We start from the raw sequence: 25,539 nt of genomic DNA on the forward strand, positions 1-25,539 counted from the left end.
TACAAGTAATATATCAATGTTTTTATTAAAATTGTTTCAGAAACCGGACGTCATTTTCATAGAACAGCCGGAGATCATCGATGCCGTATTTTCTCATCACAAGGCGCTCGAGGCCCATACCAAAGGCAAAACCGCTGTAAACCTCCGGGTCGATGCCGCAGTTTGCCAGAACCTTGGGATGCACCATGCCGCAGCCCCAAAGCTCAATCCAGCCTTCCCCTTTGCAGAGGCGGCAGCCTTTACCATGGCACATAAAGCATTGGGTGTCCACCTCTGCTGAAGGCTCTGTGAAAGGGAAGTGGTGCGGGCGGAAGCGCACCACGGAGTCATTTCCATACAGCCTTTTGACAAAAGCCTCTTGAGTGCCCTTCAGGTCAGCAAACGTAACCCCCTTGTCAACGACAAGGCCCTCGATCTGGTGAAACAGAGGGGAGTGCGTGGCATCCGGCGTGTCGGAACGGTAAACGCGTCCAGGGGAAATAATGCGGATTGGCGGCTTCTCCTTTTCCATTACGCGGACCTGCACCGGAGAGGTTTGTGTGCGCAGCAGAATATTGTCATTGATATAAAAAGTGTCCTGTGTATCTCTGGAGGGGTGGTTTTTGGGAATATTCAGGGCCTCGAAGTTATAGTAGTCATATTCGACCTCGGGGCCTTCAACAATATCAAAGCCCATGCCTACAAAAATTTCTTTAATTTCTTCAAGCACGATGCTGAGTGGATGCTGCGCGCCGAGCTCGCGTTTTTGCCCCGGCAGTGTGACGTCAATCCGCTCGTTTTCCAGCCGGTTTTGCAGCTCGGCCTCCCTGAGCTCGCGGGCCCGCTGTGTCAGCTCATCCTCCAGAAAGGAGCGGACATCATTGGCCAGCTGGCCGATGACGGGGCGCTCCTCCGGGGAAAGGCTGCCCATTTTCTTTAAAATAGCGGTCAGCTCACCCTTTTTCCCCAGATATTTGATGCGCAGGTTTTCCAAAGCTTTCTGCTCGGCTGCCTGCTTCAGTTCCTGAGAAGCCTGCATCCGGATTGCTTCTAGCTCTTGTCTCACAAAAATCATCCTTTCTAAATTTTCAAAATAAAAAACGCCTTCATCCCCAAGGGACGAAAGCGCACTTCGTGGTACCACCCTAATTTATGTCTCGACTTATACCGAAACACCTCTGTGGCCTCATAACGCTGCCAACCGTTGCAGCCTACTAAATACCCGTGAAGATTCAGCCGCACCGCTCAAAAGGGAACTTCGCTCTTTTCCGCCACAGTATGCTTACAGCCGGCGGCATACTTTCTCTGCGCTGGTTTTCAAGAGGTACTTCCTTTTTCATCGCGTTTAACTTATATGACTAAAATATTATCATATTATCATTTGTTTTTCAAGGATTTCTTTATAAAAGAGATCACTCAAAGTATAATGGGCGAACCAAGTGATGTTTAATTTTATCAAAGACTAAAATCTTATTGACTTTTACAGCCTGTAATGCTATAAAGAAGTTGTTTATAAAAAGCCGCGGCCCCAGTGGGAAAGCATCTAGCTTTCTGAGCGGAAAACTGCTAAATTATCGGGCCCGCTGCTTTACGTGAAGGGGGAGAAGCTATGAAAATTAGAGCGATTGTAGCGCATAAGGACAAAATCCGGTTGCTGCTAGAGGGCTGCGACGGCAAATCGCTGACGGTAAACGCACAGGTGCCGTTGGTCTGCGGGAAGGACGATCCCGGCTTTGTGCCGGGGCGCGTAGTGGCTTCATATACAGTTTCCGCGGCGGAGGGGCAGGCTGAGTTTTCACGTTATGCTGATGGATACGATCTGCTGCTGTGCCGCTTTGAGGTATTTGCACCGGAACAGTTAGAAGGGGTCTGTTATGTCACGGAGTTTGACCATGCGGCCTCTGCAAGCCACGAACCATATCCCACTTTGCCGATTAAAGCAATTAACAGCGGGGCTGTGATGGCGGATTTTGAGGAGCTGGGATTTTCGCAGACCTGCTTCGGCCCTAACCAGGCTGCGTTAATGCTTATGCATCCGGGTGAAAACGCGCTTCCTTATGAATATAACGGAAAAACTTATTATTTTAACCGAACGGTGCTGCAAAAGACCGAAGAGCAGTTGATTCCTCTGGCACAGAGGAACATCCCTGCGGTCATGCGCTATATCAACAGTTCTTTTTTTCTTGGGGAACAAAGCGACCAGGAGATTGTAGACATCATACAGCATCCCGACTATGATTATGATTACCCCTCCGCTTATATGGGGGCTTTTAATCTGCGCACGGAGGAAGGCTTCAATTATTTCTGTGCCTGTACGGATTTTCTCTTAGCCCGCTATACCCGGCCGGATAAAAAATATGGCTGGGCAATTTCCTTCGAGGTGGGTAACGAGGTCACCAGCCAGTATATCTGGGGGAATGCTGGCGAGATGACCTGCGCCGAGTACATGCGGGAATATACCGAGGTTATGCGCATCTGCTGGCTGCTCTCACAGAAATATTGGGAAAACTTCCGCGTTCATACTTCTTTTGACCAGTATTTTAACGGTTCCCATATGCCCAGTGAACCCAAACGGTTTTATGGGATTAGGGAGTGTATTGATGAAATTTGGAAAAATTGCCAGCGGGACGGCGATTTCCCCTGGAACATCGCTTTCCATCCCTATCCGGAGAACCTGTCGTTCCCGGATTTCTGGAATGACAGAGAACCAAACTGGACATTTGAAACCAGGCGCATCACATTTAAAAACCTGGAGGTTATGCCGGCTTATCTTGCCCAAGAGCACCTGCTTTACAAAGGAAAGCCCCGCCGGATCATATTGCCTGAGCAAGGCTTTAACAGCCGTGACGACGCTCCTTACACCGAAAAGCAGGGGATGTACGGCTATGTGCTGGCCTATCAAAAAATGAAAAAACTTGGTACCATCGATTTGTTCCTGCACCATAACTATTGTGATAATCCCGGTGAGTTTGGCCTAAACCTCGGGATCCGCCGCTATGGAGGAAAGGATTTCCTCCAGGAAGGCCTGGATGTCATCGGGGATAGAAAACCTATCTGTGATGCCATTGCGGATATGGACACGGCGCGCGAAGAGGACCGGGTGGCGGAGGCGCGCGCGTTTATTGGGGAAGAACTATTTGATTATATGCTGAACCCGCCCGCGGTAACTGAAAAACCTGCTGGCGCCGATGGTGGCCTGCACCTGCCCGGACAGGGGAACCGCCGCAAAGGGAACAAAAAAGAGGAGGCTCCGGTCTCTAACTTCGACCACTGATTCCTGAAAAAGCAAAAAAGCTCTTGCTTTTTTGTAATTTATATGTTAAAATCAATCTGTTATATTTGTAGTGTTAGCTGAAAGAGGTGACAACAGTGAAACAGAATATTCATCCTAAGTATGAAGAGACCAATATTACCTGCGCTTGTGGGAACGTCATTCCTACCAGATCGACGAAAAAGGATATCCGTGTCGAAATTTGCTCCAAGTGCCATCCGTTCTTCACGGGTAAGCAGAAGCTCGTAGATACCAGCGGACGTGTTGACATGTTCAAAAAGCGTTACGGCATCGAAAGCAAATAATCAGTTCATCCTCTTCAGATTGGGTAGGCGGCGCATAACAATTATGCGCCGCCTTTTTGGAGTTCATATATGAAAGATTATAAAACGGTCATTCAGGACTTGAGTACGGAATTTGTAGAAAAGCGTTCCCGTTTTATCGGCACCGTAAGGCATGTCGAGAGCGAAGATGAAGCACTTCGCTGCCTTGCCGAGCTTAAGAGTCAATATTGGGACGCAACCCACAATGTCTACGCCTACGCCTTGCGCGAGGGCCAGCTTCGCCGTTTTTCCGATGATGGGGAGCCTCAGGGTACGGCGGGAAAACCTGTTTTAGAGGTTCTGAGCAAGCCGGATATTACGGATTGTCTGCTTGTCGTTACCCGTTATTTTGGCGGTGTTTTACTGGGGGCCGGCGGACTGGTGCGCGCATATTCAAAAAGTGCCTCTATGGCGGTTGCGGAAGCCGGTGTTGTTACCATGTCCCTTTGTGCTTGCTGCCGTGTTACTTGTACTTATAATCAGTATGGACGAGTCTCGGCCTTAATTCCGGAGTGTGATGGAGTGATAGATGATACAGCGTTTCTGGAAAATGTTTCGTTGACCTTCCACATGGACGAGGCAGTTTTAGATTATTTTGCAAAGAGACTTGCAGATGCAACCAGTGGCGCCTGTAGTGTTGAGAAGTTCTCAGAGGCATACTACAAAAAGTGACGAACAAGCGGTTTTCAAATAATTTTGTGGCCTAAACAAAGGACTTTTGCTCATTTTTACATATATATTTTATAGAAGGTTTTTTCGCCGTTGGCCGAAATCGTCTCAGAAAAGCTTGTGTTAGGAGGGGTTAACATGACTGTCCGCGAACGTACACAAGAGACCGAAAGCAGGATATTGTCGCCTTTTGCCGCCCTTTCAAGCAAAAGTAGAGGGCGCCGCCGCCCTGAAGATGAGGACGAGCTGCGCACTGTTTTTCAGCGTGATCGAGATCGCATCATTCACTGTAAATCCTTTCGCCGCCTCAAGCATAAAACGCAGGTTTTTCTTTCGCCGGAGGGGGACCATTACCGTACCAGGTTGACGCATACGCTTGAGGTTTCGCAAATTGCGAGAACAATTGCCCGCGCGCTCTTATTGAACGAGGATTTGACAGAAGCCATCGCCTTGGCGCATGATCTGGGCCATACGCCTTTTGGCCATGCGGGAGAACGGGCTCTCAACCAGTTGAACCCTAAGGGCTTCCGCCATTACGAGCAAAGTGTACGGGTAGTCGAAAAACTTGAAAAAAATGGCCGAGGGCTGAACTTGACGGAAGAGGTGTTGGATGGAATTTACTGCCACACCTGCGGGCAGGAGGCCTTTACATTGGAAGGACGGATTGTTCGCCTGGCAGACAGAATCGCCTATATCAATCATGACATTGAGGATGCGGAGCGCGCCGGCGTGTTGGATGAGCAGGAAATTCCCCGGGAAATCACCGCTGTATTGGGGGCAAGTAAATCGCAGCGTATTAATACGTTGGTGGAGTCCGCTTATCAAAATAGTCAGAGCGGAGCGATTGCCTTGGCGGAAAATGTTCAGACCGCGTTTGACCGCCTGCACGCTTTCATGTTTTCTTCTGTTTATACCAATCCCAGCGCCAAAAAGGAAGAAGTAAAAGTGCCCAATTTGATAGAGGTGCTCTATCGTTATATGAAGGATCCGGATCATTTGCCGGAGCCATTTCGCCGTATCGCCGGGCAGGAGGGCTGTGAACAGGCGGCCTGCGATTATATTGCCGGTATGACGGATCAATATGCGGTTCAGCTGTTCGAGATGCTTTACGTCCCGCGTTCATGGAATGGCATGCCAATGACTGTATAGACAGGAACAGGGCGCGCGGGGGCTAAGAACAATTAAAGCGTTTATTTTTAGAGAGGGGGAATCTCTGTGCCATTGCCTGATGCCTTTTTGCAGGAACTGAAAGTAAGGAATGACCTTACGGACGTCGTTTCCAGTTACGTAAATTTGCGTCGTTCCGGCAGAAATATGGTGGGGCTGTGCCCCTTTCATGGCGAAAAGACCCCATCTTTTAATGTTTATCCTGAAAACGGATCGTTTTACTGCTTTGGCTGTGGAGTAGGCGGAGATGTCATTACCTTTATCCGCAGGATTGAGAACCTGGACTATATGGAGGCTGTCCGTTTTCTGGCAGACCGTTCCGGCCTTCAGGTGCCAGAAAACGATGTGGATAGAGGCTTGTCCTCACTGCGGACCAAGGTTTTGGAGATCAACCGTGAAACGGCCCGCTTTTTTCACAGGCAGCTGATGCAGCCGGCGGGAAAAGCCGGGTTGGATTATTTGACGGGCCGGGGGTTATCGTTACATACCATTAAACACTTTGGACTTGGCTATGCGCCGGAGAACCGCAAAACGCTGGTGTCCTATCTACAACAGAAGGGATATACGGCAAATGAACTGATTCAGGCGAACGTAGCCTTTCAGGGAAGAAGCGGCGCGCCGGTCGACCGTTTTTCCGCCAGAGTGATGTTTCCCATCATCGACCTGCGCGGCAATGTTATTGGCTTCAGCGGCAGAGTACTCACCGATGTCAAGCCCAAATACCTGAATACCTCTGAAACCCTAGTGTTTCATAAAAGCAACGGGCTTTTTGCAATGAACTTTGCCAAAAACAATGCCGATGGACAGTTGATTCTGGCGGAAGGAAACATGGATGTTATTTCGCTTCATCAGGCCGGGTTTACCAACGCCGTCGCGTCACTGGGCACGTCGCTGACGCCGGAGCAGGCCCATTTAATGGCAAAATATGCGAAAGAGGTAGTTATCTGCTATGATGCCGATGCCGCCGGTCAAAAGGCAACGGCACGGGCCATTCCATTATTAAGAAATGCAGGTCTGGAGGTCCGGGTACTAAACATACCGAATGGCAAAGACCCGGATGAATATATCCGTTCTTATGGCGAGCAGGGGAGCGCACGTTTTAGGCAGCTTTTGACCAGAAGCGGAAACGATATCGAATACCGGATATCCAAGGTTAGAAATGAGTGTAATCTGGAGATGCCAGAGGGTAGGGTTGCTTATCTGACAGGCGCGGTTGATATTTTGGCATCGCTGGATAGTGACATCGAACGAGACATCTATGCAGGCCGGTTGGCAGAAGAGACCGGCGTGGCTAAAGACTCTATTCTCAGTCAAGTTCGGAAAAAGCGCGCCAGACAGGAAAAAACACGAGAGCAAAAGGAGTTTAGGGAATTTCAGCAGCAGGCCGTTGGACTGAAGGACACGGTTAACCCGGAAAAATATAAGCATTTGCGGGCAGCTACGGCAGAAGAGGCCTTAATTGCCTATTTACTGCGTTTCCCAGAGGTTGGGAAAGAAGTTTCGGGAAAGCTGCCGTCGAACAAGTTCGTAACGTCGTTTAACAGCCGTGTATATGAGGCCCTTTTGGGAAAACTGAGTGGTGGAAAGGAAATTAACCTTACAGACCTTTCGGCGGATTTTTCCCCCGATGAATTGTCTGCGATTGCGAAAATGATTGCCGCTTATGCGAATAATGATTTTTCACCACAAGCCGTAGATGAATTTATACAGGTAATTTTGCAGGAAAAAGAAAAAGAGAGCGTTTTACATGCGGAAGCATTACGTACTCAGGATATACAGCAATATTTGGATCGTTTGAAAGCTCAAAAAAAATAAGGGGACGATAAAATGGGTATGCCGGATAAAAAAACAGTAATTAGAGATTTAATAGAACAGGGAAAGGCCAAGGGGCAGCTATCTACCAAAGAGATTCTGGATGCGATAGGGGAATTGGACTTCGAGCCTGAACAAATAGAAAAATTTTATGACACCTTGGAGTCGCAGGGTGTTGAAATTATAGAGGATTTTAATGATATCCAGTTAGCTGACTTGGAATTTCTGGCCCAGGAAGAAGATGAGGAAGATCTTGAAAACGCCTTAAATACAGACGGAATTGCCATTGACGACCCGGTTAAGGTTTACTTAAAGGAAATCGGCCGTGTGCCGCTGCTGACGCCAGAGGAGGAGATCAACTTAGCACTGCGCATTAATGATGGCGACGAAGCCGCTAAGAAAAGGCTTTCAGAGGCAAACTTGCGCTTGGTGGTCAGTATTGCGAAACGGTATTTGGGCCGCGGTATGCAATTTCTGGACCTGATTCAGGAGGGAAACCTGGGCTTGATTAAGGCCGTTGAAAAATTTGACTACACAAAGGGCTTTAAATTTTCTACTTATGCAACGTGGTGGATTCGTCAAGCCATTACCCGTGCAATTGCAGATCAAGCCAGAACCATTCGGATACCAGTGCATATGGTGGAAACCATAAACAAGGTTAAAAAGGTTTCAAGCCAGCTTCTGCACACAAACGGGCACGAGCCTTCCGCCGACGAGATCTCCGAGGAACTGGATATGCCGGTTGACAAGGTGCGCGAAATTATGCGGGTAGCCCAGGAGCCGGTGTCGCTTGAGACTCCGATCGGCGAAGAGGAAGACAGCCATTTGGGAGATTTTATTCCGGATGACGAGGCGCCGGCGCCGCAGGATGCAGCTTCTCATACATTGCTAAAGGAACAGCTGGCGGATGTTTTGGACACGCTTACCCCGCGGGAGGAAAAGGTACTCCGGCTTCGTTTCGGCCTGGAGGACGGCCGTTCCCGTACCCTAGAAGAGGTAGGCAAGGAGTTTAATGTTACGCGCGAGAGAATCCGCCAGATTGAAGCGAAGGCACTGAGAAAGCTCCGCCATCCCAGCAGAAGCAAAAAGCTGAAGGACTTTCTTGATTGACGCATGAGAGGCTTTTTGAGAACGCGTGAATCCTGTGCCGGTGGGAACAGGATTACCATGAAGGGCGATGAATAGGAGGGTCAAAGCGTTGCATATGACATTGGAGGCGGATTATGCGGTTCGTTTTGTCGATTTTCTCGCCTCTTGTAAGGAAAAGACAGGAGCTCATACAATTTCTGAGCAAACGCAGGTACCGTTGCGTTTTACCCTTAAAATTTTGAGAAAGCTTGTTGACGGCGGTATTGTTCAATCCTATAAAGGGGCAAGGGGAGGCTACCAGCTCTCCCGATCGCCGGGTAAAATAACATTGCGCGAGGTGATTGAAGCAGTGGAGGGCCCCTATGTAATCAACCGCTGTCAAAAGGATGATTCACCCTGTGGCTATGCGGAAAGCTGCCGCTTTCACAGGGTATATCATAAAATTTCTCAGATGGTCCGGGATGAATTGGACGCTTATACCTTCGCTTTGCCAGAGGAGAAAATATAGAACTGTAATTGTTGCAAAAGTTATCAATTGTTTTTATCTATACATATAACAAGGATGGGAAAGGTGATGGAAAAGAGTATAGAAGAGGTGGTTGGTGAGCTCCTTCATGGGGATATACAACAAATTGCAAAAGAACTGGTTGCATATTTGCGAACAAACGGTATGGACTTTGAACCGGGAAAAGGCTACTGGGAAGATCAATTATATTGGATGGTAAAATACCAGGGTGAATACATATGCTACATTTTGGTTAACGGTACTGGTGACGAAGAAAAATTTGCACCTTTTACTGTTTGGTCGGATGATAGCAACTCTGCTTGGTACAAGGACTTTCCACTGGACGAAGCGATGAAGGAGCTGGCTTGGAAGCATGTGGACTTTTGCGAGAATTGCGGCGGCAGCTGCAGCCCGGGCAAGAGTAAGATAATATTCGGCAGGGAGTTTCATCGTGTCTGCCGTACGACAATGAGATTTATTAACCCAGATCTTATGGAATTGGCGTGTATAAAAAAGATGGTGGAGATCAGGAAAAAAGATGTTCTTAAAGGCTTCAGTAAAATTTACACGGGGTAAATTGATTTGTACTGAGATGGGAGCTTCGGGCTTAAATAGCGGAAACTTCCTTCAGCATGATGAAAATGCCAAACAGCCGGGAACGGTATTACCGTTCCCGGCTGTTTGGCTGAAAGAACACATTAACTGAAATGAATTATGGCGTTAAAGTGGGCGTTGCTTTTTATTAGGCAGAGCAGTCATACTGTGGATGCTAATGCCAAGAGTTGAAAGATTGTGAAGGGTCGCTGATGTGGACGGCGGCAAAATTCCGGCAACGCCCAATGCGATCAGGCCTCCATTAAATCCGATTACAAAACGGTAGATCGCATGGATGCGCGCCATCAGCTCCAACGAGATCTGCCGTAGCCGCACCAGTTCCCACAGGCTTTCTGCAGCAATCGTAATATCGGCAATTTCCTGCGCGATAGCCGCGCCGTCACTGATAGCAATGCCCGCGTCTGCTTCAGAAAGTGCGGGAGAGTCATTGATGCCGTCGCCAACCATAACAACTGTGTGGCCCGCCGCACGTAGAGAGGCTACATAGTTGGCCTTGCCCTCAGGAAGAACCTCAGCACAGAATTCATCGACCCCTACACGAGCGGCAATGACAGAGGCTGTACGCCGACTGTCTCCGGTCAACATAACAGTTTTCTGAATGCCGAGCCCGCGCAATGCGGCGAGAACTGCCGGGGCTTCTTCACGAAGGGGATCTGTAATGCAGATGACGGCAGCTAATTGCTCTCCGATTGCCAGATACAGATGGGAATATTCAAGAGGGAGGTTATCAAATTTCTCCTGATCCTCCGCAGAAATCGTACACTTTTCATCTTCAAAAATAAAATGTGCACTGCCAATGAGAACCCGTTCCTGATTTACCCGGCTGGAAATGCCGTGGGCGACAATATAATCCACTTTTGAATGAAGCTCTTCGTGCTTTAGCCCACGGCGCTTGGCTTCTTCTACAACGGCATTTGCCATGGAATGGGGAAAATGCTCCTCTAAGCAGGCGGCTAATCGCAGCATTTCATTTTCCTCGCGCCCGGAAAACGCAATAACCTGGGCGACCTGAGGGCAAGCGCGAGTCAGCGTACCGGTCTTGTCAAAAATAACCGTATCTGCCTGGGCGATTTTTTCCAAGAATTTTCCGCCTTTGACTGTGATATGCTCCCTTCCGGCTTCATTCATGGCAGAGAGTACAGCCAGGGGCATGGCAAGCTTCAAAGCGCAGGAAAAGTCCACCATCAGCACGGATAGAGCCCGAGTGATATTGCGGGTTAAAATAAAGCTGAGGAGGCTCCCGGCAAATGTATAGGGTACCAGTTTATCTGCCAGGCTGGAGGCTTTACTTTCAGCGGTTGACTTCAGCTGCTCCGAGTGCTCTATCATAGCAACGATCTGGTCGTAACGGCTTTGGCCGGAAATCTGTTTGACCCAAATGGTACATTCCCCTTCCGCCACAGTGGTCCCTGCGTAGACAAAGCTTCCCGGGCGTTTAGCAACCGGAATTGATTCTCCGGTCAAGGAGGCCTGATTCACCATAGCTTCTCCCTGAGAAACCACCCCGTCTACCGGTACAATGCCGCCAATGCGTACGATAACCTGATCCCCGGGCTGAATTTGAGAAATTGGGGTTAAAATTTCGCCGTCGGGGGTGCTCAGCCATACACGATCTACATTTAAGGACATACATTGCGCCAGATCCTGAACCGACTTTTTTCTTGTCCATTCCTCCAAAAGCTCACCCAGCTCCAGCAGAAACATCACAGAACCGGCCGTGGCAAAATCTTTACGGAAGACCGAGATGCCAATGGAGATCGCATCCAATAATTCAACCTTGATTTTTCTGTTGAACAGACAGCGCAGCCCACGGCGTAAAAAGGGGAGGGCGTGTAACAAAACCCTGGCAATTCGGAAGGGTGGGGGCAGAAATAAAGTGCCGAAAATTTTCATCGCTACTTTTCCTACCAGTTTTTCCTCAAACGCCCGATTCAATACACGGCTGCTGTGAGATGGCAGCGTGAGACTCTCCATCTGTTCCCAGGTAAGGCCCTTTAGGTTTTGTAGCACCTGGTCGCGGCTTCCTGTATAGTGTAAAATTAAGCATTGGGTGCGCTCATGCACCGTCGCCTGCTGTACCCAGGTTTGCTTTTTAAACCATGCTTCCAGCAGATCTGCCTGTTGTAGGCTCAAGCTTTTTTGTTTCAGCCTCAGTCGAATCCTTCCGCGGCTTTCATGTATAATTACTGCATTCATAATAAATCCTCCATGGAAAAGGGAGCCGCGGAACGGCTCCCTTTACTGTGGTTTATTCAAGCCTCAGCCTTTTCGCCTTCATCACAAACCTGAGCAGCGGCCTTTTCCTCAGCCTCTTTTGCGGCCCGTTCTTCGTTTAAATCCTTTGCGGAGGCCAAGATATCCCCGGTGTTTTCCTGCACGGTCGTAACGGTTTGCATAACTGAATCCTTCACACGCAGACCGGCGGCGGTTATATGTGTGTATACCTTTTTAGCATCTTTACTGGAGAGCAGCTTAACCCCCACAGAACCGAACAGAACGCCGCCCACAAAACAGGCTAATTTTGAATAGATGCGCATAACGAACCCTTCCTTTTCTTTATTTATGTTTATATCCGGTGATGATCACCATGATCATACAGACTACAGCGCCCCAAGCCCAAAAACGATGCTGCTTCATGATCATTCCCTCCTTAGTATTTGGAATACGGCGGTTTTACACCGTCCGCATTTTATGTTCATCAAGATAACCGCTGAACATAAGGTTATTCGTTACCGGAAAGTACAGTATGCCAGCATAGAGTTATCTGAGACTAACTAAATAAATTATACGACACTTTCCGCGGGCTGTCAAATAGAAATTTTACTCATTGGCTCATCACCGCGAAAGCGAACGCCAGACAAATGCTTTGCATCGGTATTGAAATAAAAATAAATACTTTCGTTCCTGGCCGAGAAAAGTTCACCGGCCGGAGACTGCCGCAATGCCAAAAGGCGCTTCCGGATTTTTCCGGAAGCGCCTTTTGATGGGCCTATCAAGCCTGTTTGTCACAAATTTCAGCAAGATAAGAAAGCAGGGGGTAGCTTTCCTTTACGGCCTTCCAATAAGGCTCTGAAAGGAACCAGGTACCGGACATCAGAAAGATATTGCGCAAGCCCGCAGCAATTTCCAGCTCAATCTTGTGGATGAGATTTTCGGGTGTCAGGCTGTTTGCCGGGAAGACGGTGCTCTCGCTGTATAGCTCCAGCCCTTTGGCAAGTTTACTGTGTGCAGTGATACTTTGCAGCAGAGATAATTTTTCGCTGCTTGCGTCAAAATCCTTATCGCAGAAGTGGGATTCGCCCACCCTGACGAGTAAATCCGGAATTTCTTGCCGCAGAAGAGGCAGGTCGATGCCATGGTAGCGGCAGCCGTCGTGCATCACCATGATGCCGCTTTGAATCCCGTCAACCTTGGTTTCCACCAAAAAGCGTTTGACCTTTTGGCAGATGTCCTCCTGCCATTCCTCCTGAAGCCTATGGTCCTCTTCGGAAGGGGATGCGGCAAAAAGCCTGGCTGTCAGCTGCACACGGTCAAAATGGTGGCGATATTTTTCGTTAAAGGCGGCCAAGCAAGAATCGCAGAAGCACCCGGTGATTTCATGGCCCCAGTTTCCCATTCTCAGGTCGTCGTCAAAAAAGACGCGTGTAACACCCAATTCCTTCCAGCGCAGCATAGCCTCTCGGTTATCGCGAATCATCGCATCGTTAATGCAGGCGCAGTAATGGACGGGCTTGCCATAACGGTCGATCCGATAGCTCCAATGGTCTGGGATTTTCAGGTCCAGGCTCTCGTCATTCGGATCCAGGGAATTACCAGGGTGCCCGACTGGAACTGAGACGACCTGTGCCTCAAATCCCTCCGTTTCCAGCAGCTGTTTTACCTGCACCATTTCCTCCCAGGTGGAATCGTAATGCCCGAAGAAATAACCGTCGATCCAGAGCGTCGACACATGCGCTTCCTTCATCCAGCGCAGTTTCTGGGCCCGCTCCGGGTCGTTTAAAAATTCATGTGCACGGATGGAATAATTAAAACGAAGCATAACCTTTTCTCCTCACCCAAACGTTATCATTATTTTAAAGCGCCGTATTCCTGGAACAGGCGCATGTAGGTATGATAATTTTCCAAGGAAACGTCCGGGGGAGTTTGATGGTCGACTGCGGGAATATAACCTCCGGAGCGAATTGCCGGCAGCAGCCGCTCAAATTCCGCCCGCAGCGCCGCCTCGCCTTTATGCATAATGGTCTTGTCAAAACCGCCGATCATCAAGAAGTCGGGGTAATTTTCACGGATTCGGTTGACATCCACACCAGCCATCCGTTCCAACGGCAAAACGCCCTGGATGCCGGCATCGAGAAACCAGGGAATCAGGGGCTCGACATTTCCGTCCGTGTCAATAAACACTTTTGTGCCCTGGGCCTTTACAAGCGGTACAATTTCTTTATAATAAGGAAGGATGAACTCATCGTAGAGCTCACGGGAAAGCATGGGGCCGTGGTTGTAGGACATATCCTCGGCCATGGTCATGAAAGTGGGCGAAATGAGGGAATAAATCATTTCAAGCACCTTTTTATTGAAAACGCAGAGGTCTTGGTTCATCTGATGCATGAGCTCCGGGTAATCATAAAACGCATATAAGTGGTTTTCAATGCCAAACAACGTGCGGGGGAACCAGAAGAACCCCTCCAGAGAAAACCAATAAACAAAGCCGTTGTTTTTGTTGGCCTCCGAAAAGGCCTTGATGCGTGCGTAATTTTCATTGAGGATCTCGTCGGTAAAAAGATGCTTTTTGATAGCCTCATATTCAGCCTCGTCGTTGATGATGGGAGCGCCGTGATAGGGGGCCTGCGGACAAGTAGCATCCCGGGGGGCCACCCAAAACTGCATCAGGCGGTCCTGCCCGAAATAATCGTTCAGTCCGTTCCCGAGCTCAATATCCTTCGGCAGCCCCTGCTGCCACCACTCGTTCAGGGTTTTATCCCACCAGCCTGCCCACTCCACCATGGGTACTCGGTCTGCATCCTTATCAAAGTTCAGTATTTTTTGAAAACGCTCAAGATTCTCCATTTGCAATACTCCTTTTTGTTGTTTCAAGCATTAAGAAAATAATTTTCATTTGACGGGCTTTCTATTTCAGCTATTATTATATTGAATAACGTAGGGAAGAGTGATGGTCTTTTTTAATCATTTACGGGGGGGAATTTAAGGTTTGCGTGTCTTTTTTGACTCACTTCAAAGTAAAGAGATCGCTATATTTATGGAGCGGTATCCGCTTTCTGAGGATATTGCCGCTCATAATCATGATTTTATCGAAATGGCCTATGTGCTTGAAGGAACGGTACAGCACAGCAGCAACGGGAAAACCTGTACGGCGCACGCAGGGGATTATTTTATTTTAGATGTCGATACCCCCCATATTTACCACACGGCGGGGAAGGGGTCTCAGGTGATCAACTGCATTTTTTTGCCGGCCTTTATTGATTCTTCCCTGCATGTGTACCGTGATTTTAACAGTATTGTCAAGCATTATTTGGTTCACTTTGACGAGCGGTTTAATTTCCGCCCCTATAGCGGAACGGTTTTTCATGACCCGGACCGTATCATATGCGAACGTTTGTTTAAAATGGAACAAGAGTACCATGAAAGGGGCCCCGGTTATTTGCAGATGATCCGTTCCTATTTAATAGAGTTGATTATCTGTACCTTGCGGCAGCTGCCGGTAGAGAGTGCGGAAAGAGATGTGGATATCCAATTTGTCAAAGAAATGGTTCGGAAGCACTCCAGCGAAAAGCTGTGCCTTTCAGAACTTGCACGGCAGTTAAACATTACCGTTCCTGCACTCAGTCAAAAATTCACCCGGGTTGTAGGGATGGGTTATAAGGAATATTTACAGAATTACCGGATTGGGGAGGCCTGCCGGCTGCTTGCCAACAGCAATGAAAAGGTAGCGGATATTGCTACCATGGTCGGCTATCAGGATTTAAAATTTTTTCATCTTATTTTTCATAGGGTAATCGGATTGTCGCCGTCCGACTACCGCAGGGAGCAAAGAAAATCACAAAAGAGCAATTCGGGTGCAGAAGGCAGAAAAGAAAAAGCGTAAAAATGCCTTGTCCGCCCGGCTGCCGAGGCATTTTTCCATTATACAGACGGCCTTGTAAAAAAATGGACGCTAACATCTGAATTTATTTTTTACGCTTTTAAGCTTTCGTAAAGAAAAAAGAAATTTTAGAGGGAATGTGTTGCAATCCATAAAAGTTTGTGATATATTTAACATACAGTTTTATGGGCGTTCGCAATTTGCAGCGCCAATGTGATGAGTGATAAGAAGTGAATGGAGGAACAAAGTCATGTCAAAAACAATCGTTCTTGCAGGTGCAGTCCGTACAGCCGTTGGTAAAATGGGTGGTGCGCTTGCCAACACTCCTGCGGTGACCCTGGGTTCCATTGTAATAAAGGAAGCTCTGAACCGCGCTAATGTAGCACCTGACCAGGTTGACGAGGTTTTCATGGGCTGTGTTATTCAGGCAGGCCTAGGGCAGAATGTTGCCCGTCAGGCTGCGGTTAAGGCTGGTATTCCGGTTGAGGTTCCGGCATTGACTGTCAATAATGTCTGCGGCTCCGGTTTAAAGTGTATCAATATGGCTGCCGCTATGATCGCTGCCGGCGAGGCCGATGTTGTTGTTGCGGGCGGTATGGAGAATATGTCCATGGCTCCGTATGCGCTGAACAATGCCCGCTATGGCTACCGTATGAATGATGGTAAGCTGGTTGACACCATGGTTCACGACGCTTTGTGGGATGCCTTCAACGATTATCATATGGGTATTACGGCAGAAAATGTTGCCGAAAAGTATGGCCTCACCCGTGAAATGCAGGATGAGTTTGCCGCCTCCAGCCAGCAAAAATGTGAAAAGGCTTGGGCGGAGGGCCGCTTTAGCGATGAAATTGTACCGGTACCGGTTAAGGTTAAGAAGGAAACCGTGATGTTTGATAAGGACGAAGGCCCCCGCGCTGGAGTTACCGCCGAGGGCATCAGTAAGCTTCGCCCGGCATTCAAGGCAGACGGAACGGTCACCGCAGCAAATGCTTCTGGCATCAATGACGGCGCTGCAGCGATTGTTGTTATGAGCGAGGAAAAAGCGAAAGAGCTGGGCGTAAAGCCGATGGCTAAGTTTGTAGTCGGTGCTTCCGCTGGGCTCGACCCGTCCATCATGGGTGTCGGCCCTGCTTTCAGCACCAGAAAGGCGCTTGAAAAGGCCGGCATGAAAATGGAGGATGTTGATCTAGTCGAGGCTAACGAGGCTTTTGCCGCGCAGTCTTTAGCAGTTGCCAAAGAGCTCAATTTCGACATGAACAAAGTCAATGTAAACGGCGGCGCTATTGCAATCGGTCATCCGGTTGGCGCTTCCGGCTGCCGTATCCTGGTGACCCTGCTTCATGAAATGCAGAAGAGAGAGGATGCCAAGGTCGGCCTGGCCACACTGTGCGTTGGCGGCGGTATGGGCGTTACCACAATTGTCGAGAAATATTAATTTGCCCTGATGTTAAAGCAAAGGGAGGATTTGCCATGAACTTTATTCAATATGAGCAAAAAGACGCTGTTGCCGTGCTGACTATCAGCCGTGAAAAGGCATTAAACGCGCTGAACTCCGAGGTGCTTACCGAGATGGAAAGCACAATCGATGCCATTGATTTAGAGACCGTTCGCTGCCTGATTATTACGGGCGCCGGTCAAAAATCCTTTGTTGCCGGCGCGGATATCGGCGAGATGAGCACGCTGTCCAAAGCTGACGGCGAGGCTTTCGGCAAAAAAGGAAACGATGTTTTCCGTAAGATTGAAACGCTGCCGATTCCTGTCATTGCGGCGGTCAACGGTTTTGCTTTGGGTGGAGGCTGTGAGCTTTCCATGAGCTGTGACATCCGTTTAGCCGCCGAGAATGCCGTTTTCGGCCAGCCGGAAACAGGCCTGGGCATTACCCCTGGTTTCGGCGGTACACAGCGTTTGGCCCGGCTGATTCCGGTCGGTAAGGCAAAGGAAATGATTTATGCCGGCACAAAAATCAAGGCCGATGAAGCGCTGGCCTTGGGGCTTGTTAATGCGGTCTACTCCAGTGAAGAGCTGCTTCCGGCTGCTGAGAAGCTGGCCGGGAAAATTGCCCGCAACGCACCGATTGCCGTCCGCGCATGCAAAAAGGCGGTTAACGACGGACTCGAGGCTTCCATGGACGAAGCGCTTGTCATAGAAGAAAAGCTGTTCGGCAGCTGCTTTGAGACGGAGGACCAGATCAATGGCATGAAGGCTTTTCTGGCAAAAGAGAAACCTGCTCCGTTTGTAAACAGATAAATTTGAGTTGTAAGCTACGAATTAGAACGATATAAAAATTAGGAGGAAATATCCATGAAGGTTGGTATTATTGGCGCGGGAACAATGGGTCACGGCATTGCTCAGGCCTTTGCACAGGCAGAGGGCTTTGAAGTAAGGCTTTGCGATATTAAAGCAGAATGGGCGGCTAACGGTAAGGCGAAGATTGCCAAGGGCCTTGAGAAGAGAGTTGCCAAGGGGAAGATGGAGCAGGCCGCAGCCGATGCTATCCTGAACAAGATTACCACCGGCACCAATGAAATTGTTGCCGACTGTGACTTGGTTGTGGAAGCGGCTCTTGAAAAGATGGAGTTGAAGAAGGAGATCTTTAAACAGCTGCAGGAAATCTGCAAGCCTGATTGCATCTTTGCCACCAACACCTCCTCGCTCTCCATTACCGAAATTTCCAATGGCTTGGATCGTGCCGTTGTCGGCATGCATTTCTTCAATCCTGCTCCGGTCATGAAGCTGATTGAGGTTATTGCCGGTGAGACAACCTGCCCGGAGACCGTTCAGAAGATCGTTGAAATTTCTGAGCAAATCGGTAAGACCCCCGTTCAGGTGAACGAGGCTGCCGGATTTGTTGTAAACCGTATTTTGATTCCGATGATTAATGAGGCCATCGGCATCTATGCCGACGGTGTTGCGTCTGTGGAAGGCATTGACACTGCAATGAAGCTCGGCGCCAACCATCCAATGGGCCCGCTGGCCTTGGGCGATCTGATTGGCCTGGATGTATGCTTGGCGATCATGGAGGTTCTGATGTCTGAAACCGGCGACCCGAAATACCGTCCGCATCCGCTGCTGAAGAAGATGGTACGTGCTGGTAAGCTCGGCCAGAAGACCGGTAAGGGTTTCTACGACTACAGCAAATAATCCGGATTTTACGCACAGGCGCGAATATAGAGTTTGGAGGAAAATTAAGTATGGATTTCGTACTTACAAAAGAGCAGGAGATGGCTCGGACCCTGTTCAGAGATTTTGCCGAGAATGAAGTGAAGCCGCTTGCTCAAGAGGTGGACGAGACGGAGCGTTTCCCGGCCGAAACAGTTGAAAAGATGCGCAAGCTGGGCTTCCTGGGGATTCCACAGCCCAAGGAACATGGCGGACAGGGCTGCGACACACTGACCTATGTGCTTTGTGTAGAAGAGCTTTCAAAGGTTTGCGCTACAACGGGCGTTATCGTATCCGCTCATACGTCCCTGGGAACGGATCCGATCAAAAAGTTCGGTACTCCGGATCAGATTAAGAAATATCTGGAGCCGTTGGCCAAAGGCGAGAAGCTTGGCGCCTTTGGCCTGACAGAGCCCGGCGCCGGTACGGATGCCTCCGGTCAGCAGACAAAGGCTGTTCTGGAGGGGGATCATTATGTCCTCAATGGCAGCAAAATCTTCATCACCAACGGCGGTAAAGCAGATATTTACATTATTTTTGCGATGACTGATAAGAGCAAGGGTACCAAGGGAATCAGCGCATTTATTGTTGAGAAGGATTTCCCCGGCTTCTCCATCGGTACCAAGGAAAAGAAGATGGGCATTCGCGGTTCCTCTACCACGGAGCTGATTTTTGAAAACTGCATTGTTCCCAAAGAGAACCTTTTGGGAAAAGAGGGCCAGGGTTTCCGCATTGCAATGCAGACGCTGGACGGCGGCCGTATCGGTATTGCGGCGCAGGCACTGGGTATTGCTGAGGGCGCTTTCGAGGAAACGGTCAAATATGTCAAGGAAAGAAAGCAGTTTGGACGTCCGCTGGCAAAATTCCAGAATACCCAGTTCCAGCTGGCCGATATGAAAACGAAGATTGAGGCGGCGAAGCTTTTGGTTTACCGTGCTGCAATTGCTAAGGATACACAGAAGGTCTTCTCTGTTGAGGCTGCTATGGCGAAGCTGATGGCTGCCGAAGTTGCAATGGAAGTAACCACAAAGGCGGTACAGCTGCATGGCGGTTATGGCTATACCAGAGAATATCCTGTGGAGCGTATGATGCGCGATGCGAAGATCACCGAGATCTACGAGGGCACCAGCGAGGTACAGCGTATGGTGATCTCCGGCAATGTCCTGAAATAATAATTGCTGCTTATAAATCCCAAAAGGAGTGACAATCGTTGAATATCGTAGTTTGCATAAAGCAGGTACCGAATACAAATGAAGTAAAACTGGACCCTGTAACCGGTACGCTGATTAGAGAAGGCGTCCCCAGCATTATCAATCCGGACGATAAGGCGGGACTGGAGGCGGCTCTTCGCTTGAAGGATGCCGAAGGCGCGCATGTCACCGTTCTGACCATGGGCCCCCCACAGGCGGATGCCGCGTTGCGTGAAGCGCTGGCCATGGGTGCTGATGAGGCTATTTTGGTGACGGACCGTGCGTTCGGCGGCGCTGACACATTGGCAACCTCCACCACCATTGCTGCGGCGCTGAAAACCCTGGATTTTGACCTTATTATCACCGGCCGCCAGGCTATTGACGGCGACACTGCGCAGGTTGGCCCGCAGATTGCTGAGCATTTGGGCATTCCGAATGTCAGCTATGCTGAAGAAATCAAGGTAGAAGGCAATAGTTTGGTTGTTAAGCGTCAATATGAGGATCGCTACCATACCATTAAGGTTCAGATGCCCTGCCTGATTACTGCATTGAGCGAGCTCAATCAGCCGCGCTACATGACGCCGGGCGGTATTTTTGACGCATACCGTGAGAAGGAAGTCAAGGTCATTACGCGTGCTGATCTCACCGTTGATGATACAAGCATTGGTCTTAAGGGTTCTCCCACAAGAGTTTGGCAGACCTTTACCAAGAGTCTGAAGGCCGCCGGCACGGTTGTGCAGCTGGACGCCGAGGATTCTGCGGAATACATGCTTGACCGTCTGAAAGAGAAGTTTATTATATAGTTTTGGAAAGTGGTGAGAAGAATGAGCTTGCAGGATTATAAAGGCGTGTTTGTATTTGTACAGCAGGTAGACAATAAGGTCTCCGGCGTTTCCTTTGAATTGCTGGGTAAAGGTAAAGAGCTTGCTGCGGCGTTGGAAACAGAGGTCACCGCCGTGTTGCTCGGTTATCAGGTTTCCGGCTTGTGCGAAGAGCTGGCAAAGTACGGCGCTGATAAGATTATTACCGTTGATGACAAGGCGCTGGAGGTTTATACGACAGAGCCTTACACCCATGCAATGGCGCAGGTCATTGAGCATTATAAGCCCGCGATTGTTCTCTACGGTGCTACCGCAATCGGACGTGACCTGGCTCCTAGAGTATCCGCAAGGGTACATACTGGCCTGACCGCTGACTGCACCAAGCTGGAGATTGCGGAAGATACCAAGGAATTCCGCATGACCCGTCCTGCTTTTGGCGGCAACATCATGGCGACGATTATTTGTCCTGAACACCGTCCGCAGATGGCAACCGTCCGTCCGGGGGTTATGCAGAAGGCAAAGGCGAATGAGAGTGCCAAGGCGGTTGTTGAGAATTTGAGCGTTGATTTTGCGGGCCGTCAGAATGTAGAAGTTCTTGAGGTTGTAAAATCCGTTATTGATAAAATGGACATTCAGGATGCAAAGATTTTGGTTTCCGGTGGCCGCGGCATGGGGTGCCCGGATAACTTCCAGCTGCTCCGCGACCTGGCCGATGCACTGGGCGGTGAAGTGAGCGCTTCCAGAGCTTGTGTCGATGCCGGTTGGGCTGAGAAAGACATTCAGGTGGGCCAGACCGGCAAGACAGTCCGCCCCAACCTTTATATTGCCTGCGGTATTTCCGGTGCAATTCAGCACTTGGCCGGCATGGAGGATTCGGATGTCATTATCGCAATTAACAAGGACGAGACAGCCCCGATTTTCGAGGTTGCCGACTATGGCATTGTTGGCGATGTGACCAAGATTCTGCCGCTCTTTACTGAGAAGGTAAAGGCTGCAATGGCGGCGAGAAACGCTTAAGTACGATTTTGATTTGATTCTCCATTCATCATATCATAAAAAGAGGAACAGTGGAAAATCCACTGTTCCTCTTTTGGTTTTGTGGTTAGAGAAAACACCAGATATGCCGGTGGAGGCATTCCATAGAAGCGCCGTCCTTAAGTGCCGGGCAAAACGAGCGGCCAAATTAGCAGAAATATTTGTTAAATGGGCGAATGCTCCATCTACGTCGGCAGCTCTTTTGGAAAAATAGAATAGATGCTCTATACCTGATGGAGCAATAGGAAACGTTAGAATTAATTTTACAGACAGGCAGCTAGGCTTTTAAAAAATTTGCAACTTTCTCGCCAAGCTGTTCCCATTCTGGGCCTAAGGTGCAGACATGTGGGCTTTGCGGAAGCTCTAGCAAAAAAGGTTCGGAAGACGAAACGCCTTTCATAATCCAATCTGCGCTTTCGGGCCGTACAGTCTCATCCTTACCAGCCCGAACGACCATAATCGGGCAATGAATACCGGCAAGACTTCTTCTGGTTATTTTCATTAATTTATTAAGTTCTCCTACGCTGCGTACCGGCGTGCGGGAATAGGTTTCATTATATTCAGCCAGAAAATTCTCCGCTTCTTTACCCGGTTTGTTTTCGATAAACGGCACAAATGGCCATAGCCAGTTTGCGAAAATGCTTTTGCGGTTGTAAACAGACAACGCTGCAGCAATGCAAACTATCTTTTTGACCGGCCTGGTCTCAGCCAGGCGAAGTGCAAGAGTACCGCCCATAGACAGGCCTATGACACTGACAACCCGGCATTCCCGCCGCATTTGGTCAAAGGCTGCCTGGGCGCACCGCAGCCAGTCTTCAGCATTATATCTGCGCATTTCTTCAGGCGTGGTTCCATGGCCGGGGAGAAGAATCGAACGTACATAAAAACCCGTTCGTGCGGAAATATCCTTTCCGAGCGGATACAGAGTGCCCGGTGAGGCTGTAAATCCATGTATGAATAGGACGCCGTGCGCATGGTCGCCCCAAAATTCAAAAGGCTGACAGAGCGGGTTGGACATCATAGCGGGCAATGAAATCCCCTCCAGTATACGAATTTGGTTTCAGTATAACACAGCCGGCTATTCCCGGCAAGGTTTTGCAATCGGTATATTTTTTGTATGTTCATACATCTTTCAGAATAAAAATTCTTTTAATATCAGTACAGATATGATATAATGGCAATACTATGATGCATTCAAATACTTTTTTTGGAGATGAAAATATGATCGGAATCGAAAACCGAATGATTGCCAGCGGCATCAATTTCAAGGGAATTCGAGATTCCAAATTTAAAACGCTTCGCTTATCCGTTCATTTCATGTTGCCGGTTCAGAAGGACCAAGTGGCAGCCAATGGACTGCTGGCATTTTTGCTGACCAGAGCCAGCCGGGAGTATCCTGACTTTACAAAGCTGGCACAGCGTCTGGCTGAGCTGTATGGGGCTTCTCTGAATGCGGATGTCAGTAAGCTGGGGGACGTACAGGTTCTTTCCATTTCAGCGACCGGGCTCTCCGACCGTCTCACACTAAATGGTGAAAAGATTTCGGAGGCTTTGGCCAATCTTTTATGCAGCGTCCTTTTTAATCCATTGTTAGAGAACGGACAGTTTCCGCGGGAAAGCTTTTTGCAGGAACAGCGTCAGACGCTGGAGATGCTGGATGCGGAGTACAATGATAAGCGCATTTACGCCAAACAGCGCTGTGAAGAATTAATGTGCGCGGAAGAGCCCTATGGGGTCGGTCGTTGTGGAACCAAAGAACAGATTGCGGCGTTATCCAGAGAAGATTTGCTGCCTGCCTGGAAAAGGCTTGTTGAAACAGCCCGCATAGAGGTCATGGCTATGGGGGACTGCAATACAACGAGGATCTATGAGCTGTTTTGCCAGGCGGTAGCCGGCTTGGCCAGAGGAGAGGTCCGGCACTGTACCACCGAAAATGTGGCCGCTGCTCGGACGGTCAAAAATGAGGTAGAGTCAATGGATGTTGCCCAGTCCAAGCTGGTGATGGGTTTTCGGACTGGCATTGCTATTCCGGACAGCCGGTTGTCTGCGGCAAAGCTTATGTGCACCATTTTTGGCGGCACCCCTCATTCGAAGCTATTCCTCAATGTCCGTGAGAAGCTGAGCCTCTGCTATTATTGCAGCTCACAGCTCAACAGCATGAAGGGGATCATGCTGGTACAAAGCGGTGTGGAGACGAAAAATATTGAACGGGCTAAAGAGGAGATTCTTGCGCAGCTGCAGCAAATGAAGGATGGGGATTTCTCGGAAGATGACATTATTGCGGCTAAGAAAAGTCTGTGCAACAGTTATAAAACGTTGGCCGATTCTTTAGGCGGCCTGGAGAGCTGGTATTTATCCCAGACCTTTGCCTCCACGGTACGCAGCCCGGAAGAGTCTGCCGCTGAGATTAACGCGGTAACGAAGGAAGAAATTGTAGAGGCTGCCAGACTGGTCAGCCTAGACACGGTTTACAGCTTGATTGGCAAGGAGGGGAGCGCGCAATGAATTTAATTAAAGAGGTAAAAAGCGCCAGAATAGGGGACCACTATTATGAAGTACAGCATCCCTCCGGCCTGAAAATTTTGGTCTATCCTAAAAATGATAATAACTCGACTTATGCAGTGTTCGGTACACGTTATGGGTCCGTGGACATGGCTTTTCACCTGAAAGGGGAGCAAGAGGTCCATCGGGTACCCGCGGGCATTGCCCATTACCTGGAGCATAAGCTTTTTGAAAGCGAGGATGGGGATGCCTTTGCGCGCTATGCCAAAACAGGCGCAGCTGCAAATGCCTACACCTCCTTCAACAATACCTGCTATTTATTTTCCACGACGGACCAGGTCTACGAATCCTTAGAAATCCTTTTGGATTTTGTGCAGTCGCCATTTTTTACTGAGCAAACCGTACAAAAGGAACAGGGAATCATCGGTCAGGAAATCCGCATGTACGACGACGACCCTCAGTGGCGTGTAATGTTCAATTTATTGGAATGCCTGTACCACACACATCCGGTCAAAATTGATATTGCCGGCACAGTGGAAAGTATTGCTCAAATTACGCCAGAATATCTTTATTTATGCTACAATACTTTCTATAACCTGCACAATATGGTTCTATGTATTGCGGGTAATGTAGATGTAAATCGAGTCCTAGAGGTGTGTGACCGGCTTTTAAAGCCGAGCAAAGAGCAAACTGTCAACAGGGTTTTTGATGAAGAACCCGTGGAGATCGTAAAGCCGCGCGTAGAGCAAAAGCTTTCGGTTGCCTCGCCGCTTTTTGAGCTGGGCTTTAAAGAAAAGACTGGGAATGAGCGGGTAAGCGCAAAGGAACTTGCTGAAACAGAGATTCTTCTGGAGGTATTAGCCTCGGAGTCCTCGCCTCTGTTCAGAAGGCTTTTGGACGCTGGCCTGATTAATGAAGCTTCATTCGGCTATGAATATTTTGAAGGTCCCGGCTATGCCGCGGTTATTTTCTCAGGTGAATCGAAGGACCCGGACCGCGTTGCGGAGGAAATTAAGCAGGAGGTTGCTTCCCTGCGTAAAAATGGCATTGACCCGCTGGCGTTTGAAAGGGCCCGGAAATCCCTTTATGGGCATAACGTGGCTGCCCTCAACAGCGTAGATAATATCGCCAATTCCATGGCGGCCCTGTCCTTTGCAAACAGAGAGCTGTTCGATTATTTGGAGGCCCTTGCTGAGGCAACGGCAGAAGAGGTTTTGCGGCGCTTAGAAACACAGCTTATCGCCAGCCAATCAGCACTATCCGTGGTTTATCCTATCGCGTAATCAGGAGTATCCCAGCTCCATC

General features: G+C 49.1%; 23 protein-coding genes and 1 other annotated feature. Of the genes, 17 read left to right on the forward strand and 6 right to left on the reverse strand.

All coding sequences use genetic code 11. The features are described 5' to 3' along the window. Positions 1-25 precede the first annotated feature (25 nt). Positions 26-1,045 (reverse strand): phenylalanine--tRNA ligase subunit alpha, encoded by a 1,020-nt coding sequence (gene pheS, locus DPQ25_RS08885; protein ID WP_112332926.1) that lies wholly within the window; start codon positions 1,043-1,045, stop codon positions 26-28. Between the two features lie 46 nt (positions 1,046-1,091). Next, positions 1,092-1,328, reverse strand: a binding site (T-box leader). 260 nt (positions 1,329-1,588) lie between these two features. On the opposite strand from pheS, the gene DPQ25_RS08890 reads away from it, so the two are divergent. The 8 genes from DPQ25_RS08890 to DPQ25_RS08925 all read left to right on the forward strand — a co-directional run bounded on the left by DPQ25_RS08890 (position 1,589) and on the right by DPQ25_RS08925 (position 9,391). Beyond that, positions 1,589-3,253: a DUF5722 domain-containing protein gene (locus tag DPQ25_RS08890; RefSeq protein ID WP_112332817.1), complete on the forward strand. Its 1,665-nt coding sequence runs from the start codon at positions 1,589-1,591 to the stop codon at positions 3,251-3,253. 95 nt (positions 3,254-3,348) lie between these two features. Then, positions 3,349-3,555 carry a 50S ribosomal protein L31 gene (rpmE, locus tag DPQ25_RS08895; RefSeq protein WP_112332818.1) on the forward strand — a complete coding sequence of 69 codons (207 nt, stop codon included), beginning with the start codon at positions 3,349-3,351 and terminating at the stop codon, positions 3,553-3,555. A gap of 69 nt (positions 3,556-3,624) precedes the next feature. Then, positions 3,625-4,245: a YigZ family protein gene (locus DPQ25_RS08900; RefSeq protein WP_112332819.1), complete on the forward strand. Its 621-nt coding sequence runs from the start codon at positions 3,625-3,627 to the stop codon at positions 4,243-4,245. Between the two features lie 135 nt (positions 4,246-4,380). Continuing rightward, positions 4,381-5,391, forward strand: a complete 1,011-nt coding sequence (locus tag DPQ25_RS08905; protein ID WP_112332820.1) for a deoxyguanosinetriphosphate triphosphohydrolase — start codon at positions 4,381-4,383, stop codon at positions 5,389-5,391. Between the two features lie 66 nt (positions 5,392-5,457). Next, positions 5,458-7,224, forward strand: a complete 1,767-nt coding sequence (dnaG, locus tag DPQ25_RS08910) for a DNA primase (protein WP_112332821.1) — start codon at positions 5,458-5,460, stop codon at positions 7,222-7,224. Between the two features lie 18 nt (positions 7,225-7,242). Further along, entirely contained in the window at positions 7,243-8,331 is a 1,089-nt protein-coding gene (gene rpoD / locus DPQ25_RS08915) for an RNA polymerase sigma factor RpoD (protein ID WP_177576970.1), read from the forward strand. A gap of 94 nt (positions 8,332-8,425) precedes the next feature. Continuing rightward, positions 8,426-8,818, forward strand: coding sequence for an RrF2 family transcriptional regulator (locus DPQ25_RS08920; RefSeq protein ID WP_242978284.1), 393 nt, complete (start codon positions 8,426-8,428; stop codon positions 8,816-8,818). Between the two features lie 66 nt (positions 8,819-8,884). Continuing rightward, complete coding sequence (locus DPQ25_RS08925) at positions 8,885-9,391, forward strand: hypothetical protein (RefSeq protein WP_112332824.1); 507 nt, start codon at positions 8,885-8,887, stop codon at positions 9,389-9,391. Between the two features lie 144 nt (positions 9,392-9,535). Here the strand turns inward: DPQ25_RS08925 and DPQ25_RS08930 are convergent, their stop codons facing one another. The 4 genes from DPQ25_RS08930 to DPQ25_RS08945 form a co-directional block, all read right to left on the reverse strand. Then, a complete protein-coding gene (locus tag DPQ25_RS08930; RefSeq protein ID WP_112332825.1) occupies positions 9,536-11,626 on the reverse strand; it encodes a heavy metal translocating P-type ATPase in 2,091 nt (696 codons plus the stop codon). Positions 11,627-11,682: 56 nt separating this feature from the next. Next, entirely contained in the window at positions 11,683-11,967 is a 285-nt protein-coding gene (locus DPQ25_RS08935; protein WP_112332826.1) for a DUF6110 family protein, read from the reverse strand. A 455-nt stretch (positions 11,968-12,422) separates the two neighbouring features. Further along, a complete protein-coding gene (locus DPQ25_RS08940) occupies positions 12,423-13,469 on the reverse strand; it encodes a hypothetical protein (protein WP_112332827.1) in 1,047 nt (348 codons plus the stop codon). Between the two features lie 29 nt (positions 13,470-13,498). Next, complete coding sequence (locus tag DPQ25_RS08945) at positions 13,499-14,494, reverse strand: uroporphyrinogen decarboxylase family protein (protein WP_112332828.1); 996 nt, start codon at positions 14,492-14,494, stop codon at positions 13,499-13,501. A gap of 190 nt (positions 14,495-14,684) precedes the next feature. Between DPQ25_RS08945 and DPQ25_RS08950 the strand changes: the two genes are divergently transcribed. The 7 genes from DPQ25_RS08950 to DPQ25_RS08980 all read left to right on the forward strand — a co-directional run bounded on the left by DPQ25_RS08950 (position 14,685) and on the right by DPQ25_RS08980 (position 21,714). Beyond that, positions 14,685-15,530 (forward strand): helix-turn-helix domain-containing protein, encoded by an 846-nt coding sequence (locus tag DPQ25_RS08950; RefSeq protein WP_112332829.1) that lies wholly within the window; start codon positions 14,685-14,687, stop codon positions 15,528-15,530. A 247-nt stretch (positions 15,531-15,777) separates the two neighbouring features. Next, complete coding sequence (locus DPQ25_RS08955; protein WP_112332830.1) at positions 15,778-16,962, forward strand: acetyl-CoA C-acetyltransferase; 1,185 nt, start codon at positions 15,778-15,780, stop codon at positions 16,960-16,962. A gap of 35 nt (positions 16,963-16,997) precedes the next feature. Continuing rightward, the gene (locus DPQ25_RS08960; RefSeq protein ID WP_112332831.1) at positions 16,998-17,774 is read left to right on the forward strand and encodes an enoyl-CoA hydratase-related protein; all 777 of its coding nucleotides are present in this window, start codon (positions 16,998-17,000) and stop codon (positions 17,772-17,774) included. A gap of 54 nt (positions 17,775-17,828) precedes the next feature. Then, a complete protein-coding gene (locus tag DPQ25_RS08965; RefSeq protein ID WP_112332832.1) occupies positions 17,829-18,668 on the forward strand; it encodes a 3-hydroxyacyl-CoA dehydrogenase family protein in 840 nt (279 codons plus the stop codon). Between the two features lie 50 nt (positions 18,669-18,718). Further along, positions 18,719-19,858, forward strand: a complete 1,140-nt coding sequence (locus DPQ25_RS08970) for an acyl-CoA dehydrogenase (protein ID WP_112332833.1) — start codon at positions 18,719-18,721, stop codon at positions 19,856-19,858. Between the two features lie 38 nt (positions 19,859-19,896). Beyond that, on the forward strand, positions 19,897-20,679 hold the full coding sequence (locus DPQ25_RS08975) for an electron transfer flavoprotein subunit beta/FixA family protein (protein ID WP_112332834.1): 783 nt from the start codon (positions 19,897-19,899) through the stop codon (positions 20,677-20,679). 21 nt (positions 20,680-20,700) lie between these two features. Then, entirely contained in the window at positions 20,701-21,714 is a 1,014-nt protein-coding gene (locus DPQ25_RS08980; RefSeq protein ID WP_112332835.1) for an electron transfer flavoprotein subunit alpha/FixB family protein, read from the forward strand. 295 nt (positions 21,715-22,009) lie between these two features. Here the strand turns inward: DPQ25_RS08980 and DPQ25_RS08985 are convergent, their stop codons facing one another. Next, positions 22,010-22,753: an alpha/beta hydrolase gene (locus DPQ25_RS08985; RefSeq protein WP_242978285.1), complete on the reverse strand. Its 744-nt coding sequence runs from the start codon at positions 22,751-22,753 to the stop codon at positions 22,010-22,012. Between the two features lie 200 nt (positions 22,754-22,953). Between DPQ25_RS08985 and yfmF the strand changes: the two genes are divergently transcribed. Together yfmF and yfmH are read left to right on the forward strand one after the other, a co-directional pair. Beyond that, positions 22,954-24,237, forward strand: coding sequence for an EF-P 5-aminopentanol modification-associated protein YfmF (gene yfmF, locus DPQ25_RS08990; protein ID WP_242978271.1), 1,284 nt, complete (start codon positions 22,954-22,956; stop codon positions 24,235-24,237). After that, positions 24,234-25,517 (forward strand): EF-P 5-aminopentanol modification-associated protein YfmH, encoded by a 1,284-nt coding sequence (gene yfmH, locus DPQ25_RS08995; protein ID WP_112332837.1) that lies wholly within the window; start codon positions 24,234-24,236, stop codon positions 25,515-25,517. Before yfmF ends, yfmH begins: the two co-directional genes overlap by 4 nt. The last annotated feature ends 22 nt before the right edge of the window (positions 25,518-25,539 follow it).

The organism is Hydrogeniiclostridium mannosilyticum (genome assembly GCF_003268275.1).
GTDB lineage: Bacteria > Bacillota > Clostridia > Oscillospirales > Acutalibacteraceae > Hydrogeniiclostridium > Hydrogeniiclostridium mannosilyticum.

What these genes read in the sequence shown, in the direction of transcription:
- DPQ25_RS08955 (WP_112332830.1), top strand. Translation starts at nt 15,778, where the DNA reads ATGTCAAAAACAATCGTTCTTGCAGGTGCAGTCCGTACAGCCGTTGGT.
- DPQ25_RS08960 (WP_112332831.1), top strand. Translation starts at nt 16,998, where the DNA reads ATGAACTTTATTCAATATGAGCAAAAAGACGCTGTTGCCGTGCTGACT.
- DPQ25_RS08920 (WP_242978284.1), top strand. Translation starts at nt 8,426, where the DNA reads ATGACATTGGAGGCGGATTATGCGGTTCGTTTTGTCGATTTTCTCGCC.
- DPQ25_RS08900 (WP_112332819.1), top strand. Translation starts at nt 3,625, where the DNA reads ATGAAAGATTATAAAACGGTCATTCAGGACTTGAGTACGGAATTTGTA.
- DPQ25_RS08935 (WP_112332826.1), bottom strand. Translation starts at nt 11,967, where the DNA reads ATGCGCATCTATTCAAAATTAGCCTGTTTTGTGGGCGGCGTTCTGTTC.
- DPQ25_RS08980 (WP_112332835.1), top strand. Translation starts at nt 20,701, where the DNA reads ATGAGCTTGCAGGATTATAAAGGCGTGTTTGTATTTGTACAGCAGGTA.
- DPQ25_RS08970 (WP_112332833.1), top strand. Translation starts at nt 18,719, where the DNA reads ATGGATTTCGTACTTACAAAAGAGCAGGAGATGGCTCGGACCCTGTTC.
- DPQ25_RS08945 (WP_112332828.1), bottom strand. Translation starts at nt 14,494, where the DNA reads ATGGAGAATCTTGAGCGTTTTCAAAAAATACTGAACTTTGATAAGGAT.
- yfmF (WP_242978271.1), top strand. Translation starts at nt 22,954, where the DNA reads ATGATCGGAATCGAAAACCGAATGATTGCCAGCGGCATCAATTTCAAG.
- DPQ25_RS08985 (WP_242978285.1), bottom strand. Translation starts at nt 22,753, where the DNA reads ATGATGTCCAACCCGCTCTGTCAGCCTTTTGAATTTTGGGGCGACCAT.
- rpoD (WP_177576970.1), top strand. Translation starts at nt 7,243, where the DNA reads ATGCCGGATAAAAAAACAGTAATTAGAGATTTAATAGAACAGGGAAAG.
- DPQ25_RS08940 (WP_112332827.1), bottom strand. Translation starts at nt 13,469, where the DNA reads ATGCTTCGTTTTAATTATTCCATCCGTGCACATGAATTTTTAAACGAC.
- DPQ25_RS08890 (WP_112332817.1), top strand. Translation starts at nt 1,589, where the DNA reads ATGAAAATTAGAGCGATTGTAGCGCATAAGGACAAAATCCGGTTGCTG.
- DPQ25_RS08950 (WP_112332829.1), top strand. Translation starts at nt 14,685, where the DNA reads ATGGAGCGGTATCCGCTTTCTGAGGATATTGCCGCTCATAATCATGAT.
- yfmH (WP_112332837.1), top strand. Translation starts at nt 24,234, where the DNA reads ATGAATTTAATTAAAGAGGTAAAAAGCGCCAGAATAGGGGACCACTAT.
- DPQ25_RS08965 (WP_112332832.1), top strand. Translation starts at nt 17,829, where the DNA reads ATGAAGGTTGGTATTATTGGCGCGGGAACAATGGGTCACGGCATTGCT.
- DPQ25_RS08905 (WP_112332820.1), top strand. Translation starts at nt 4,381, where the DNA reads ATGACTGTCCGCGAACGTACACAAGAGACCGAAAGCAGGATATTGTCG.
- DPQ25_RS08930 (WP_112332825.1), bottom strand. Translation starts at nt 11,626, where the DNA reads ATGAATGCAGTAATTATACATGAAAGCCGCGGAAGGATTCGACTGAGG.
- DPQ25_RS08925 (WP_112332824.1), top strand. Translation starts at nt 8,885, where the DNA reads ATGGAAAAGAGTATAGAAGAGGTGGTTGGTGAGCTCCTTCATGGGGAT.